General features: G+C 74.3%; 15 protein-coding genes. 7 read left to right on the top strand and 8 right to left on the bottom strand.

All coding sequences use genetic code 11. The features are described from left to right. Nucleotides 1–126: 126 nt before the first annotated feature. A complete protein-coding gene (locus C4U44_RS35010; protein WP_103890120.1) occupies nt 127–1,623 on the bottom strand; it encodes an MFS transporter in 1,497 nt (498 codons plus the stop codon). Nucleotides 1,624–1,928: 305 nt separating this feature from the next. Between C4U44_RS35010 and C4U44_RS35005 the strand changes: the two genes are divergently transcribed. From C4U44_RS35005 to C4U44_RS34990, 4 genes are all read left to right on the top strand, one after another. After that, the gene (locus C4U44_RS35005) at nt 1,929–2,300 is read left to right on the top strand and encodes a YciI family protein (RefSeq protein ID WP_103890119.1); all 372 of its coding nucleotides are present in this window, start codon (nt 1,929–1,931) and stop codon (nt 2,298–2,300) included. Further along, entirely contained in the window at nt 2,297–3,508 is a 1,212-nt protein-coding gene (locus C4U44_RS35000) for an RNA polymerase sigma factor (protein ID WP_103890118.1), read from the top strand. Before C4U44_RS35005 ends, C4U44_RS35000 begins: the two co-directional genes overlap by 4 nt. A 169-nt stretch (nt 3,509–3,677) precedes the next feature. Further along, a complete protein-coding gene (locus C4U44_RS34995; protein ID WP_103890117.1) occupies nt 3,678–4,112 on the top strand; it encodes a hypothetical protein in 435 nt (144 codons plus the stop codon). 93 nt (nt 4,113–4,205) lie between these two features. Further along, nucleotides 4,206–4,820 carry a TOPRIM nucleotidyl transferase/hydrolase domain-containing protein gene (locus tag C4U44_RS34990; protein ID WP_103890116.1) on the top strand — a complete coding sequence of 205 codons (615 nt, stop codon included), beginning with the start codon at nt 4,206–4,208 and terminating at the stop codon, nt 4,818–4,820. 175 nt (nt 4,821–4,995) lie between these two features. Here the strand turns inward: C4U44_RS34990 and C4U44_RS34985 are convergent, their stop codons facing one another. The 3 genes from C4U44_RS34985 to C4U44_RS34975 form a co-directional block, all read right to left on the bottom strand. After that, nucleotides 4,996–5,574, bottom strand: coding sequence for a TIGR03086 family metal-binding protein (locus C4U44_RS34985; RefSeq protein ID WP_103890115.1), 579 nt, complete (start codon nt 5,572–5,574; stop codon nt 4,996–4,998). A gap of 77 nt (nt 5,575–5,651) precedes the next feature. Beyond that, nucleotides 5,652–6,326, bottom strand: a complete 675-nt coding sequence (locus tag C4U44_RS34980; protein WP_103890114.1) for a response regulator — start codon at nt 6,324–6,326, stop codon at nt 5,652–5,654. A 17-nt stretch (nt 6,327–6,343) separates the two neighbouring features. Then, entirely contained in the window at nt 6,344–7,117 is a 774-nt protein-coding gene (locus C4U44_RS34975; RefSeq protein WP_103890198.1) for a sensor histidine kinase, read from the bottom strand. 166 nt (nt 7,118–7,283) lie between these two features. On the opposite strand from C4U44_RS34975, the gene C4U44_RS34970 reads away from it, so the two are divergent. Then, nucleotides 7,284–8,708, top strand: a complete 1,425-nt coding sequence (locus tag C4U44_RS34970; protein WP_160145171.1) for an FAD-binding oxidoreductase — start codon at nt 7,284–7,286, stop codon at nt 8,706–8,708. A gap of 92 nt (nt 8,709–8,800) precedes the next feature. Next, nucleotides 8,801–9,496 carry a metal-dependent transcriptional regulator gene (locus C4U44_RS34965; protein ID WP_103890112.1) on the top strand — a complete coding sequence of 232 codons (696 nt, stop codon included), beginning with the start codon at nt 8,801–8,803 and terminating at the stop codon, nt 9,494–9,496. Between the two features lie 91 nt (nt 9,497–9,587). Here the strand turns inward: C4U44_RS34965 and C4U44_RS34960 are convergent, their stop codons facing one another. The 4 genes from C4U44_RS34960 to C4U44_RS34945 all read right to left on the bottom strand — a co-directional run bounded on the left by C4U44_RS34960 (nt 9,588) and on the right by C4U44_RS34945 (nt 12,769). Further along, nucleotides 9,588–10,145, bottom strand: coding sequence for a cysteine hydrolase family protein (locus C4U44_RS34960; RefSeq protein ID WP_103890111.1), 558 nt, complete (start codon nt 10,143–10,145; stop codon nt 9,588–9,590). Between the two features lie 11 nt (nt 10,146–10,156). Beyond that, nucleotides 10,157–11,683 carry an MFS transporter gene (locus tag C4U44_RS34955; protein ID WP_200823511.1) on the bottom strand — a complete coding sequence of 509 codons (1,527 nt, stop codon included), beginning with the start codon at nt 11,681–11,683 and terminating at the stop codon, nt 10,157–10,159. Then, on the bottom strand, nt 11,676–12,122 hold the full coding sequence (locus C4U44_RS34950) for a MarR family winged helix-turn-helix transcriptional regulator (protein ID WP_103890110.1): 447 nt from the start codon (nt 12,120–12,122) through the stop codon (nt 11,676–11,678). The genes C4U44_RS34955 and C4U44_RS34950 overlap by 8 nt, the downstream gene beginning before the upstream one ends. A 197-nt stretch (nt 12,123–12,319) precedes the next feature. Beyond that, nucleotides 12,320–12,769 carry a carboxymuconolactone decarboxylase family protein gene (locus tag C4U44_RS34945; protein WP_103890109.1) on the bottom strand — a complete coding sequence of 150 codons (450 nt, stop codon included), beginning with the start codon at nt 12,767–12,769 and terminating at the stop codon, nt 12,320–12,322. 128 nt (nt 12,770–12,897) lie between these two features. Here C4U44_RS34945 and C4U44_RS34940 point away from each other — a divergent pair, with 128 nt between their 5' ends. Beyond that, nucleotides 12,898–13,776 carry a sigma-70 family RNA polymerase sigma factor gene (locus tag C4U44_RS34940; RefSeq protein ID WP_103890108.1) on the top strand — a complete coding sequence of 293 codons (879 nt, stop codon included), beginning with the start codon at nt 12,898–12,900 and terminating at the stop codon, nt 13,774–13,776. Nucleotides 13,777–13,929 lie beyond the last annotated feature (153 nt).

Here is a 13,929-nt window from a genome sequence, read left to right as displayed (position 1 = left end):
TAGTCTCAGCCGCACTGGCAACGTTGTCAACACCTGGCGCACAGGCGACGGTTCGGGGGGTGGGTGGCCGGGCGGCCGACCGTGATGCGTCCGGCGGAGGACCGCCCGGCATGGGTGCGGCCCGGCCTACCGGCCGGTCGTCTCGTACGCGGGGAGCGCTGCCGGGGCGGACGGCTCGACGGCCGGGCGCAGGGTGAGGACCAGTACGGCCGCCGTGGCGAAGACCGCCGCGGCGACGCCGCCGGTGACGTGCAGGCTGACGGTGTAGGCCGCCCGCGCGTCGTGCAGCAGCGCCGCGCCCTGCCCGGCGGGAAGGCGCCGGGAGGCGGCGACCGCGCCGGCCACCGAGTCGGAGGTGCCGTGCATCCGGTGCCGGTAGACCGCCGCGGAGACAGTACCGAGCAGCGCGAAGCCGAGCGTGCCGCCGAAGTAGTTGCCGGTCTCCGACATCGACGCCGCCGAGCCGGCCCGCTCCGGTGGTACCGCACCGATCACCAGGCCCGTGCCCAGCGCGAACAGCGGCCCGGCGCCCGTCGCGAGTACGGCGATGCCGGTCATCACCAGCGGCAGCGCGCCCGCGCCGTGCGCGCCGGTCAGCAGCAGGCCGCCCAGCGCCGACACCGCCAGGCCGCCGGCGATCGCGGTCCGCTGCTCCATCCGGCGGCCCAGCGCCGGGCCGGCCATGGTGCCGGCGGCCACCCCCAGGCCCATCGGCGCGAACAGCACGGCCGACTCGACCGGCGAGTAGCCCAGCACGCTCTGCAGATACTGCGTCACCAGCAGGCCCGTGCCTGCCATGGCGATGCCGGCCAGCACGAGCGCGGCGATCACCGCCGTGAACGGGCGGCTGCGCAGCAGCCGCAGGTCCAGCAGCGGCGTCTCCAGCCGCAGTTGGCGCCGCACGAACAGCGCGCCGACCGCCACGCCCGCGGCGAGGGACACCGCGGGCACCACCGGCGCGCCGCCGACGGCGAGCTGCTTGACGCCGTAGAACATCAGCAGCACCGCCGCCAGCGACGTACCGACGCCCGCCGGGTCCAGCCGGCCCGGGCGGTCGCCGCGGGACTCCGGCAGCAGGACCGGACCGGCCACCAGCAGCAGCACCATCGCCGGGACGGCGACCAGGAACACCGATCCCCACCAGAAGTACTGCAGCAGGAAGCCGGCGAGCACCGGCCCGATCGCGCCGCCGGCGAACTGGCAGGTCGCCCAGATCGCGATGGCCTGCCCGCGCTGCCGCTCGTCGCGGAACAGGGTGGTGATCAGGGCGAGCGTGGACGGCGCCAGTGTCGCGCCCGCGACGCCCAGCAGCGCCCGCACGACGATCAGCATCAGCGGATCGACCGCGAAGGCGCCCGCCACCGACAGCACCGCGAACGCCCCCGCGCCGATCAGCAGCAGCCGCCTGCGGCCGATCCGGTCGCCGAGGGTGCCCATCGTGATGACGAGGCCCGCCACCGTGAGGCCGTACGCGTCACTGATCCACAACTGGGCGACGTTCCCCGCGCCCAGGTCCGCGCTCAGCCGCGGCAGTGCGAGCAGCAGCGCCGTCATGTCCATCGCGACCAGCAGCGCCGGCAGCAGGAGGACGGCCAGTCCCAGCCAGGCCCGGTTGACTCGCATGTCCGGATCTCCTTCTCTTCCTCGGTCTGTCTTCCTCGGTGTTCCGCCGGTGGTCGGAGCGGCCGGCGGCTTCTTGACATCGGCGCGCGGTGGGTCGCCGGCGGTGCCGGGCTCACGGCGGTGCGTGCGGGGTGCGGTGTGCCGGCGGTGCCGGGCTCACGGCGGTGCGCGCGGCCCCCGCGGCCGGGCGGTGGAAAGATTCCGGGCGAAAGCACGGCCGGGGATGTCAAGACGGCGCGACCGGCTCCGACCGACGGGCGAGGGCCCCGCCGGGGCTCGTGAAACCCCGATGCGAGGAGGACACGATGAAGTTCCTGATCGGCCTGCACATCAACCCGGCCGTGATCGACGCGCTGACCGACGACGAGAAGGCGGCGATCGGCGAAGGCCACAGCCGGTTCATCGAGGCACTGAAGGAGTCCGGCGAGCTGATCATCACGCAGGCGCTGGTCGATCCCTCGCAGGCCGCGGTGGTGCGGGTGCGCAACGGCCAGCCGGTGGTCACCGACGGCCCCTTCCTGGAGTCGAAGGAGTACTTGGGCGGCTTCTACCTGCTCGACTGCGAGAACAAGGAGCGGGCGATCGAGCTGGCCCGGCAGATCCCGGACACCGCCATCGAGGGCCTGGGGGTCGAGGTGCGACAGGTGATGTTCAGCGACGGACAATTGGAGGCATGACCGCACCAGCCATCGAGGACCTGCTGCGCGAGCTCACGCCGCAGGTCCTCGGCACGCTCGTCCGCCGGTACGGCCGGTTCGAGGGGTGCGAGGACGCCGTGCAGGAGGCCGTGCTCGCCGCCACCGTCCAGTGGCCCGCCGAGGGCGTGCCGGAGCACCCGCGCGGCTGGCTGGTGACGGTCGCGTCCCGGCGGCTCATCGACCAGTTGCGCAGTGACCGGGCGCGGCGCGAGCGGGAGTCGGCGACGGCCGCCGAGGTGGTCCCCGAGGACGTGCCGGACACCGACGACACCCTCCTGCTGCTGTTCCTGTGCTGCCATCCGACGCTGACCGCGGCCTCGCAGACCGCCCTGACGCTGCGCGCGGTCGGCGGCCTGACCACCGTCGAGATCGCCCGCGCGTTCCTGGTGCCCGAGGCCACGATGGCCGCCAGGATCAGCCGCGCCAAGCAGCGCATCAAGGCCGCCGGCAGCTCGTTCGCCCCGCCGGTCGGCGCGGAACGCGAGGAGCGGCTGCGGGTGGTGCTGCACGTGCTCTACCTGATCTTCAACGAGGGGTACACCGCGTCGTCCGGCAGCGAGCTGCACCGCGCCGACCTCGCGCGGGAGGCGATCCGGCTGACCCGCACGGTGCACGCGCAGCTGCCCGACGACTCCGAGGTGACCGGGCTGCTCGCGCTGATGCTGCTCACCCACAGCCGCCGCGCCGCCCGCACCACGGCGGCGGGTGACCTGGTGCCGCTCGACGAGCAGGACCGTACGACCTGGGACCGCGCGCTGATCGACGAGGGCACCGCGCTGACCAAGGAGTCGCTGGCCGCCCCGGCGCTGGGCCCCTACCCGTTGCAGGCCGCCATCGCCGCGACCCACGCGGACGCCGCCACGGCCGAGGAGACCGACTGGCAGCAGGTCCACGCGCTCTACCTGATCCTGGAGCGGATCGCGCCGAACCCGATGGTCACCCTCAACCGGGCGATCGCGCTCGCCGAGACCGACGGGCCGCGGGCGGGGCTGGACCTGCTGTCCACCCTCGACGGCGACCAGCGGATCGACGCGCACCACCGGCTGCTGTCCGTACGGGCCCACCTGCGGGAGAAGGCCGGCGACTCCGCGGGCGCCCACGAGGACTACCGGCGCGCGGCGAGGTCCACCGCGAGCCTGGCGGAGCAGCGCTACCTGGAGTCCCGGGCGAGGAGGGTGCGCCCGTAGCCGGACGCGGGTCCGACCCGGTCGCGCCGCACCCGCCGGACGCGGTGACGAAACAGTGACAGAGGGGGCCACAACTCCCTTGGCCGCCAACGGTCTTACTGGGTGTGTGCACAGCCGCCGCACAGGGCGCGCACACCTCTCGACGACCATCACCCCAGGGGGATACTTCATGAAGACCTCACGCCGTCTCATCGCCGTCGCGGCGTCCGCCGCTGCCCTGGCCGCCTCCGGCACGCTGCTCGCCGGTCCCGCGTCCGCCTCCTCTCCGGCCGCCGCGTCCGCCCCGTACAACGGGGTCTGCGGCACCGGCTACCAGGTCATCGCCTCCACCCCGGTCGCCTCGGTGGGCGTCACCTACGTGACCTGGAGCGCCACCGACGACCAGGTCTGCGCGGTGACCCTCCGGAACAAGCCCGGCGCCCGGGAGTTCGTGGAGGTCACCCTCGACACCTGGCCCGAGAGCACGCACCCCGTCCGGGACTCCGGCTCCTTCACCACCTACGCGGGCCCCGTGTACAACCCCACCCCCGCGCCGGGCCAGTGCCTGTCGTGGAGCGGGTCGATCGACATCTACTATGGCGGGGGCAACGGCAACTGCGCCTGATCCTCCCGGGGGGACGGGGGCACTCGACCCTCCACCCGGCTTGCCGGCCGTAAATCCCTACCGCGGTGACCGGAAACGTCGCAGACTCCTCCCATGGCCGACATGGAGGATTTCCGGGACACGGTCACCGCGTGGGCGGCCGGCGGCCCCGGCGACGGCGCGCACGAGCTGGCCGAGCTGCTGCCGGTGCGCGCCGTCGTCCTGCTCGAAGGGCTCAGCGACGCGGCCGCGGTCACCGCGCTCGCCGAGAGCCGCGGCCGGGACCTGGCAGCCGAAGGGGTGTGCGTCGTGCCGATGGGCGGCGCGATGAGCGTGGGACGCTTCGCCCGCCTCCTCGGCCCCGCCGGCCTGGGCCTGCGCCTGACGGGACTGTGCGACGAGGCGGAGCGCGGCTACTACGCCCGCGCGCTGCAAGGGGACGGCGCCGCCCAGGAGTTCTTCGTCTGCGCCGCGGACCTGGAGGACGAGCTGATCCGCGCGCTCGGCACCCCCCGGGTCCAGGAACTCATCGACGCGGAGGGCGACCTGCGCGCCCTGCTGACGTTCCTGCGCCAGCCCGCGCAGCGCGACCGCACCTCACCGCAGCAACTGCGGCGCTTCCTCGGCACGAAGAAGGGCCGCAAGATCCATTACGGCCGCGTCCTCGTCGAGGCCCTCGCCCCCGACCGCGTCCCCGCCCCCCTCGACGCCCTGTTCAGCAGCCTCTGACCTCGGGAGCCCGCGCGTGCGGCGCCGTGCCGTCACTGGCGTGGGGGCCGCGCTTCCGATCGCAGCCCAAGAGGTGGGGGAGCGCGACGAGGACAGCGTCCGCCCGAGTCGGGCAGGACGGGTCCCGCCACTCCGGCGGGCCCCGACCTACCACGGTGGTGTAGTCGGCGCGGGGTCAGCGCGACCAGTGGGGGTCGCGCCCGGTGAACGCGAGAAGCCTCTCCGCGCGGTTCGCCCCCTCCGGAACGGCCACCGGGGGCGCGTACTTCCCGAACGAATCGCGCACGAAGTCGACGAGCCTCGACGCGATGTCCTCCAGCGCCTCCGCCATGTCCTCGGCCAGCGGGAGGTCCTGACCGGTGGCCCTGGCGATGTCCCAGGCATGGATTCCGGCGTCGAGCGCCGCGGCGGCGGCGCCGACACCGGCCGGCATCGGTCCCATCGGGGTGGGCACACTCTCGGCGTCCCTGCCCGACTCCCACGCTGCGGCCGCTGCCTTCAGCACCTCCGGCAGTTCCGCGACCGGGTCGCCGGCCGTCGTGTCCGCGGGCGCGAACGGGTCACTCGCAGGCGCGACACCAGTGATCTGCATGACCAGCGCCTGCTGATCCAGGCGCGCGTGGTTCAGCACCTGACGCACCGTCCACTCCGAGCACGGCGTCGCATCCCCCCACGCCCCGGCGGGGACGCCCCGCGCGGCGGCAAGGAGATAGTCGTGCGCGTCAGCGAGTAGCGTGAAACCGTCGACGGTCATCCGTCGCCCTCCCGTAGTCCCAAGATCGAACCGTCACCTTAAGTCGACGTCGGGCCAGGCGTCCGGCCTTTCCGGCTTTACCGCGGCGGGGTCGGGTCGCGGGGGCTGACCAGGCCGCTCTGGTAGGCGAACACCACCAGTTGGGCGCGGTCGCGGGCGCCGAGCTTGGACATGGACCGGCTGACGTGGGTCTTCGCGGTGGTCGGGCTCAGCACCATCGTCTCGGCGATCTCGTCGTTGTTCAGGCCGCGGGCGACCAGGGCGACGACCTCGCGCTCCCTGTTGGTCAGCGACTCCATCCCCGCCGCGGCCAGCACGTCCGGCGGCCGGGCGACGAACTCGCTGATCAGCCGGCGGGTCACCGCGGGGGACAGCAGCGCGTCGCCGCGGGCCGCCACCCGCAGCGCCTGGAGCAGTTCCGCGGGCTGGGTGTCCTTCAGCAGGAAGCCGGTCGCGCCCGCGCGCAGCGCGCGGAAGATGTACTCGTCCAGGCCGTAGTTGGTGAGGATGATGACCCGGACACCGGCCAGCCGGCGGTCCGCGACGATCTGGCGGGTGGCCTCGATGCCGTCGAGCACCGGCATCTGGATGTCGACCAGCGCGATGTCCGGGCGGTGCTCCACGGCCAGCGCGAACGCCTGCTGCCCGTCGGCGGCCTCGGCCACCACCTCGATGCCGTCCTCCGCGTCGAGCAGTGCCCGGATGCCGCTGCGGATCAGCGCCTGGTCGTCGGCGAGCAGGACCCTGATCACCTCGCCGTCCGTCGCCCTCACGACGCCGCCCGCACGGGCAGCTCGGCGCGCACCCGGAACCCGGCGCTGTCCTCCCGCGGCCCGGCGTGCAGGCGCCCGCCGAGCGCGGCGACCCGCTCCCGCATGCCGATCAGGCCGAGCCCCTGCCCGGCCGAGGGGGCGCCGGGCAGATCGCCGTCGTCATCCACCTGGACTGTCAACTCGCCCGGGGCATAGCGCAGTTGCACCGTGGCGCACGCGCCCCCGGCGTGCCGCGAGACGTTGGTGAGCGCCTCCTGCACGATGCGGTAGGCCGCCTGGTCGAGGTCGCGGGGCAGCGGGTAGCGCGCGCCGACCACCGTGACGGTGACCGGCTGCCCTGCCGTGCGCGCCCGCGCCACCAGGCTCTCCAACTGCGCCAGGCCGCTGGTGTCGCCCTCCTCGGTGGAGCGCAACACGCTGAGCGTGGCCCGCAGTTCGCGGGCGGCGTCCGCACCGGCCTCCTGGATCGCCAGCAGCGCGGGCGGCACCTCGTCGCCCCGCTTGCCGGCCAGGTGCACCTCGACACCCGCCTGCACCTGGATCACCGAGATGCTGTGCGTCAGCGAGTCGTGCAACTCCCGTGCGATGCGCAGCCGTTCCTCCACGGCCCGGCGCATGGCGGCCTCGTCCTTGGTCCGCTCGGCCTCCTCGGCGCGCTGCTCCACCTCGCGCAGGTGCAGTTGCCACATGGCGGCGGCCACGACCATGACACCGGCGGAGAGCACCCAGCCGGCCCGGTAGAGCCTGAGCATGCCGCGATCGCTATGCATCCCCCAAGACTACGGGCCCGCCCGGTGCCCGCATCATGCCGCCGGACCCATTTCCGCGTACTGCGCCGGGAGTAGTCCAACGGCCCGCCGGGTCCCTGGTGATCAGGAGAAAAGCACGCCCGGTGCACGACGACGGACCGGGCCCGCACTCCGCACCATCGTCCCCATGACACAGACATCCCGCAGCAAAGTCCTCCCGCCCGTACCGGCCCTGCTCGGCACGGCCACCGACGTCCTCGGGCCCGGGGACGACGGCTACGCCGAGAGCGCGGCCACGGTGCTCGGCTCCGGCACCCCCGACCTGGTGGTCCGTCCGCTCGACGCCGCCGGAGTGGCGCTGTCGCTGCGTTACGCGGCCGAGGCCGGGCTGGCGGTGACGGTCCGGTCCGGCGGGCACAGCATGGCCGGCCTGAGCACCAGCACCGGCGGCATGCTCCTCGACACCCGGCGGATCGACGGCGTGCGCCTGGACCCGGCCACCGGGCGGGTCCGGGTCGGCGCGGGCGCGACCTGGGGCGAGGTCGCGGCGGCCCTGGGCCCGCACGGGTGGGGGCTGACCGCCGGGGACACCCGCCAGGTCGGCGTGGCCGGGCTGACGCTGGGCGGCGGGATCGGCTGGCTGGTCCGGCGGTTCGGGCTGGCCATCGACAGCCTCACGGCGGTCCGGCTGGTCACCGCGGACGGGCAAGTGGTCCGCGCGGACGCCGAGGAGCACGCCGACCTGTTCTGGGCGCTGCGCGGGGGCGGCGGCAACTTCGGTGTGGCCGTCGACTTCGAGTTCGCCGCCCAGCGGGTCGGCGCCGTGCACTTCGGGTCGATCGGCCTGCGGGCCGACGATCCGCCGGGGCTCCTGGCGGGCTGGCGCGACCTGATGCGGTCCGCCGACGAGAGGCTGACCACGACGCTCACCCTCATGCCCGCGATGCCCGGCCGGCCCGCCGCCGCCACGCTGCTGTGCTGCTGGGCGAGCCCGGACGGGGCGGAGGCCGCCCGGGCGCTGGGGCCCTTCCGCGCCCTCGCCCCGGTCGGCTCCGACGACGTCCGGGCCATGCCCTACGCCGAGGTGCTGGAGGACATGACCCCGCTGCCGCCCGGGCTGCGCATGGAGATGCGCAACGTCCTCTTCCCCGCGCTGGACGACGCGGCCGTCGCCGCCGCCGGCGAACTGTTCGCCGGCGGCGGGGCGGTGCTGTCGCTGCGCAGCCTGGGCGGCGCGGTCGCGCGGGTCGGCCGGGAGGCGACCGCCTACGCCCACCGGGACGCCGAGGTCATGGTCGCGGCCGGCCTGATGGCCCCGGAGGGCGCCCCGCCGGAGCTGCTGGCCGGGGCGCTGCGCCGCTGGTCGCGGGTGGCGGCGCTGGGTTCGGGCGCCTACGTCGGGTTCCTCGGCTCGGCCGGCCCCGCGGACGTCGCGGCGGCCTACCCGCCCGCCACCTACCGGCGGCTGGCGGCTGTCAAACGGCGCTACGACCCCGCCAACGTGTTCCGGAGCACCCACAACGTGCCGCCCGCCACGGCCACGGCCACCGCCGCGGCCACTGCCACCGACACCGACCCGGTCCCGGAACCGGCTCCGGCGGACGCGTCCTGACCGTGCCGCACGCCACCTGACGGAGCGTCATCCGTCCTGCGGCTCCAGGCCGCCCGTACGCGTACCGCTGTCGAGCAGACGGGAGAACCGGTGTGCACGCGCTCATCGACACATCCGAGATGTACCTCCGGACGATCTACGAGCTGGAGGAGGAGGGCGTGGTGCCGCTGCGCGCCCGTATCGTGGAGCGGTTGGGCCAGAGCGGACCCACCGTGAGCCAGACCGTGGCCCGCATGGAACGCGACGGGTTGCTGCGGGTGTCCGGCGACCGCCGGCTCGAACTCACCGCGCAGGGACGCGAGATCGCGATCGCGGTGATGCGCAAGCACCGCCTCGCCGAGCGCCTGCTGGTCGACGTGATCGGCCTGGAGTGGGAGAGCGTGCACCCCGAGGCGTGCCGCTGGGAGCACGTGATGAGCGAGGCCGTCGAGCGCAGGCTCGTCCGCCTGCTCGGCGGCCCCACCACCTCGCCCTACGGCAACCCGATCCCCGGTCTGGACCGGCTCGGTGCGGGCGACGCCGCCCCGCCGCCGGGACCGGACCTGATCCGGGTCGACGACGTCGCGCGGGGCGGCGGCGGCCGGGTGGAGATCCGCAGCATCGCCGAGCACGTCCAGCGGGATGTGAGGCTGATGGGCGAGTTGAGGACGATCGGGCTGGTGCCCGGCGGCACCGTCCTTGTCGCGCCGATCGGGGGGCGCACCGGCTCCGTCGAGGTGCGCGGCACCGGCGCGCCGGCCCGGATCCGGACGGCGGTCGCACACGCGGTGCTGGCCCGTACCGCCTGACCACGACGGGTCCGTACCGGCCGGGCACGAGCCCGGGTCCGGGGGACGGGGCCGCGCGGGGAGGCGGTGGCCGGCCGCGCGGCCGGAGGCGTCACGCCGCGACCGGAAGGGAGTCCCTCCATTCGGCCGTGGTGGCCACGTCGCCGCGCCGGTTGAGGATCTTGGTGAGCAGGGTGGTGTGCAGCTCCGGGTCCGGGTCGGCGCACGCATCGGACAGGACTGTGACGCGGTAGTCCAGGTCGGCCGCCTGCAGGGCGGTGGACAGGACGATGCCGCCGGTGGCGATGCCCGCCAGGACGAGGTGGTCGATGTCCTGCGCGCCGAGGATCTGCCGGAGGTTGTTGCCCGCGAACGCGCTGACACGGTTCTTGTGGATGACGATCTCGTCGCCGAGGGGCGCGACGTCCGGGTGGATCGCGGCTCCGGGGTCGTCGGCGGTGAACAGCTGGGGCGGCAGCGCGCCGAAGACCTTGTTGCGGGGATGGGCGTCGACGCGTCCGGGACGGAGCTGCAGCGCGACGTGGATGACGGGCACCCGCGCGGCCCGGGCGGCCTCCAACGCGCCGACGGCGCGCGGCAGGTAGTCGTCGGCCACGTGGGAGAGGTGGTTGAGCTGGAGGTCCATGCAGAGCAGGGCGGTGCGGGACACGGTTCGGCCTTTCACTGCGTACGGGGGTGGTGGGGGAGCCTTCGAGCGGGGGACTGTCCGCGCGCGGCGCCGGTCCGGTCGGGCGGCAGGCGCCGCAGGCTCCGGTCGAAGACGGTGATGAGGAGGTAGAGGACACCGGCGCCGAGCATGATCCAAGCGAGGCGGTGCATTCCGGCGGTGCCGGCCCGCTGCCCGAAGGACGCGGCGGTGGCGGAGGAGGCGATCATCGAGCCCAGGTAGGCGAAGGTCCGCAGCAGCCCGGCGGACGAACCGGTGCGCTCGGGATCGGACTGGAAGTACACGGAGTTCTGCAGGGCCAGGCTGTTGGCGCCCTGGGGTATGCCGAAGACGACGGCGAGGGCGACCAGCATCCACACCGGGCTGGCCGCGCCGAGGGTCAGCATCAGTACGCACGCGGCGATCTGGCCGACCGCGCCGAGCAGGAGCTTGCCGAGCACCCCGGGCCTGCGGCCGACGGTGACGGAGACCGCGATACCCACCAGGAACATCGGTATCTGCACCAGCCCGGCGTGGAAGGGTGAGAGCCCGTAGCCCTCCTCCGTCCACTGGGTGAAGCCGTACAGGAAGGCGTAGGAGACCACGTAGGCCACCAGCGCCCGCCCGTAGGTGGCCAGCAGTGGCGGGTTGCCGCCCAGTACCCGGAGGTCGATGAAGGGCGTTCTCGCGCGCAACTCCCGCAGCGCGAAGCCGCTTCCGGCGGCGACGGTGATAGCCGGCAGGTACCAGGTGTCCGCGTGCAGGTTCATCAGGAACAGCAGCAGCGAGAAGAGCATGGCGGCGAACAGGGCCATGCCCGGCAGGTCGATCCGAGCGGCCACCCCGCCCCCGCCCCCGCCCGCTCCCTCCCCGTCCGAGCCGCCCTCTTCCGAACCGCCCTCGCCCGGCGTGCTCTCGCCCGGCGCCTGCGTGCGCGGCTGCCTCGGCAGGCGCAGCGCGCCGAGAACGACCGCGGCGGCTGCCAGCGGGATGTTGAGCGCGAAGGTGGCGCGCCATCCGCCCACCCCGATCAGCAGGCCGCCCAGCAGGGGACCGGCCACCGCGATGGTCTGGTTGGCGACGGCCAGCGTGGTCAGCACGCCGGCGGGACTGTCCTGGCCGGTGCGCTTGGCCTCGCTGCGCAGCAGCGCCATGGCGGCCGGGTAGCCGGCGCACGTGCCGAAGCCGAGCAGGACGCGCGCGGCGATCAGGACACCGAGGCCGGGGGCCACGGCGCCGACGACGCCGGCCACCCCCACCAGGCCGGTGCTGAGCAGGAACAGCCGGCGGGGGCCGAACAGGTCGATCAGCCGGCCGACGACCGGCTGCCCGAGCGCGGTGGCCAGGTACAGGGCCGAGACCAGCCAGGCGGTCTGCGACGGCGGCGCCCCGAAGGCGTTGCCGATCGGGACGAGCGCGACCGCGATGATGGTGGAGTTGATCGGGTTGAGGACCGAGCCCAGCATCATCGGCGGGACGAGCCGCCGGTCGAACCCCGCCGTGCCGGTGCCGCTGCGTGCGGTGGTCGCCTGGTCAGTCATGGACGAGCCGCTCCAGCACCGCCATGGCCGCGATCACGGTCCGGCGCTCCTCCTCGGTGCACTTCCGGTCGAGCTCGGCGGCCAGCCACTCGCCGCGGGCCTGCCGGCCCTCCTCGGCGCGCCGGCGTCCCTCGGCGGTGACCGCGATCAGCAAGCGGCGTCCGTCGGCGGGGTCGCGGCGCCGCTCGACCAGTCCCAGCGCGGTCAGCCCGGCGACCGTGGACGTCATCGACTGGTGCCGCACGCCTTCGGCAGCGGCCAGGTCACTGGTCGTGAGCCCCTCGTTGTCCGCGAGCCGGCTCAGCACCGACGCCTGGGGGAGGCTGATGCCCTCCGCGCCCGCCGCGCCGCGGATGCGGCGGCGCAGGCGCCCGACGACGGCCCGCACCTCGCGCGAGGCGCGGGCGGCCGACGGGGACGGACCACGATCTTCGCTCATGGTCCTCACCCTAGGATCTGCGGGCGAGAGTGTCCAGTTTACCTGCGCAGTTTGCCTGGATGAATGGTGGGGGTGGGCGACGCGGACGCCCTCCGCGACCGGCCGCCGCCCGCCCCACCGGCTCTCCCACCAGCTCTCTCACTGGCCGGAACCCGGCAACCGGCCCGCGACGCGCCGCTCACCAGGTCGTGTCAGTGTCACCAGGTCGTGCCGGCCTGCGCTCCGGTCGTCCGGTTGATCCGGTTGAAGAAGTTGGTCATCGCGATCTCCAGGACGAGCGAGGTCCGCTGCTCCTCGCCGAAGTGCTCCGCGACGGCGCTCCAGATCCGGTCGGTCACGCCCGCGGCGCCGTCCTGGAGCCGGGTGGCCGCCTCGGCCAGTTCGAGCGCCGCGCGCTCCTGTGCGGTGAAGAAGGGCGTCTCCCGCCACGCGACCACGTGGTGCAGCCGCTCCTCGGTCTCGCCGGCCTTCCGCGCGCCCGCGACGGCGGCGAACACGCACGGCGAGCACCCGTTGATCTGGCTGGCGCGCAGGTGGACCAGCGACAGCAGGCGCCGGTCGACACCGCCGGCGTGGATCGCCTTGTGGAGGTGCTGGATCGCGGTGATCAGATCGGGGTTCGCGGCGCTCTTCGTCCGTGCTTCCATCGGTCCTGCTCCCTCTCGGTTCCCTGGCTCCGGCGGCCGCGACGGTCGCGTCGGCCGGCCGCCGGTTACCCGAGCCCGTCCGGGCCCGTCATCTCCCATGACGGAGCGGAACCGAGGAAGGTAACCCCATGATCGACGGCAGCCCGACGAACCCGGTGGCCGAGGCGTTCGAGGCCGAGCGCGACCGGCTGCGCTCGGTCGCCTACCGCATGCTCGGGTCGCACGCCGATGCCGAGGACGTGGTCCAGGAGGCGTGGCTGCGGCTGTCCCGCCAGGACGCGGCGGGACTGCACAACCTCGCCGGCTGGCTGACCACTGTGGTCGGGCGTATCAGTCTCGACGTCCTGCGCGCGCGCCGGTCCCGCCCCGAGGCGTCCTACGACGACCGGCTGCCCGAACTGGTGGTGCGGCTCGACGAGGGGCCGGCGCCCGAGGACGACGTGGCGCTCGCCGACTCCGTCGGGCTCGCGCTGGTCGTCGTGCTCGACTCGCTCGGGCCGGGCGAGCGGCTGGCGTTCGTGCTGCACGACCTGTTCGCGGTGCCGTTCGAGGAGATCGGCCTGATCCTCGGCCGGTCCACGGCCGCCACCAAGATGCTCGCCAGCCGCGCCCGCAGGAAGGTCCAGGCGACCGAGCGCCCGACCGGGACCGCGCGCGAGCAGCGCGAGGTGGTGCGCGCGTTCCTGGCGGCGGCCCGCCTCGGCGACTTCGCGGGGCTGCTGCGGGTCCTCGACCCCGAGGTGCGGCTGACGGTGGAGACGCCCGGCGGGGTGTACGTCACCCTCGGCGCCACCGCGGTGGCCGCCGGCGCGCAGCTGTCCGCCGGCGCGGCCGCCCGCGGGCGGGAGGTCCTCGTCAACGGCCGTCCGGGGACGATCGCCTGGCGGGAGGACGGCGCCCCGATGTCCCTGCTCGCCTTCACCGTCATCGGCGGCAGGATCGCCGCGCTGACCGTCGTGACCGACCCGGCCGCGCTCGCGCGGATGGACCTGCCGGAACCGGTGTGAGCTGCCGGAGTCCTCGGACGCGCGGCCGCGGTGTCCGCCGGGGTGCCGGCCGGGGCCCGGTCAGGTGGTGAGGAATGCGCGGATCGCGGTGGCGATCTCCTCGGGGTGGGTTTCGAGGGCGAAGTGGCCGGTGTCGAGGAGGCGGATGTCGGC

It is taken from the genome of Actinacidiphila yanglinensis (assembly GCF_900107965.1).
In the GTDB taxonomy this organism is placed as follows: domain Bacteria; phylum Actinomycetota; class Actinomycetes; order Streptomycetales; family Streptomycetaceae; genus Actinacidiphila; species Actinacidiphila yanglinensis.
This window is presented reverse-complemented; position numbering and strand designations above follow the sequence as displayed.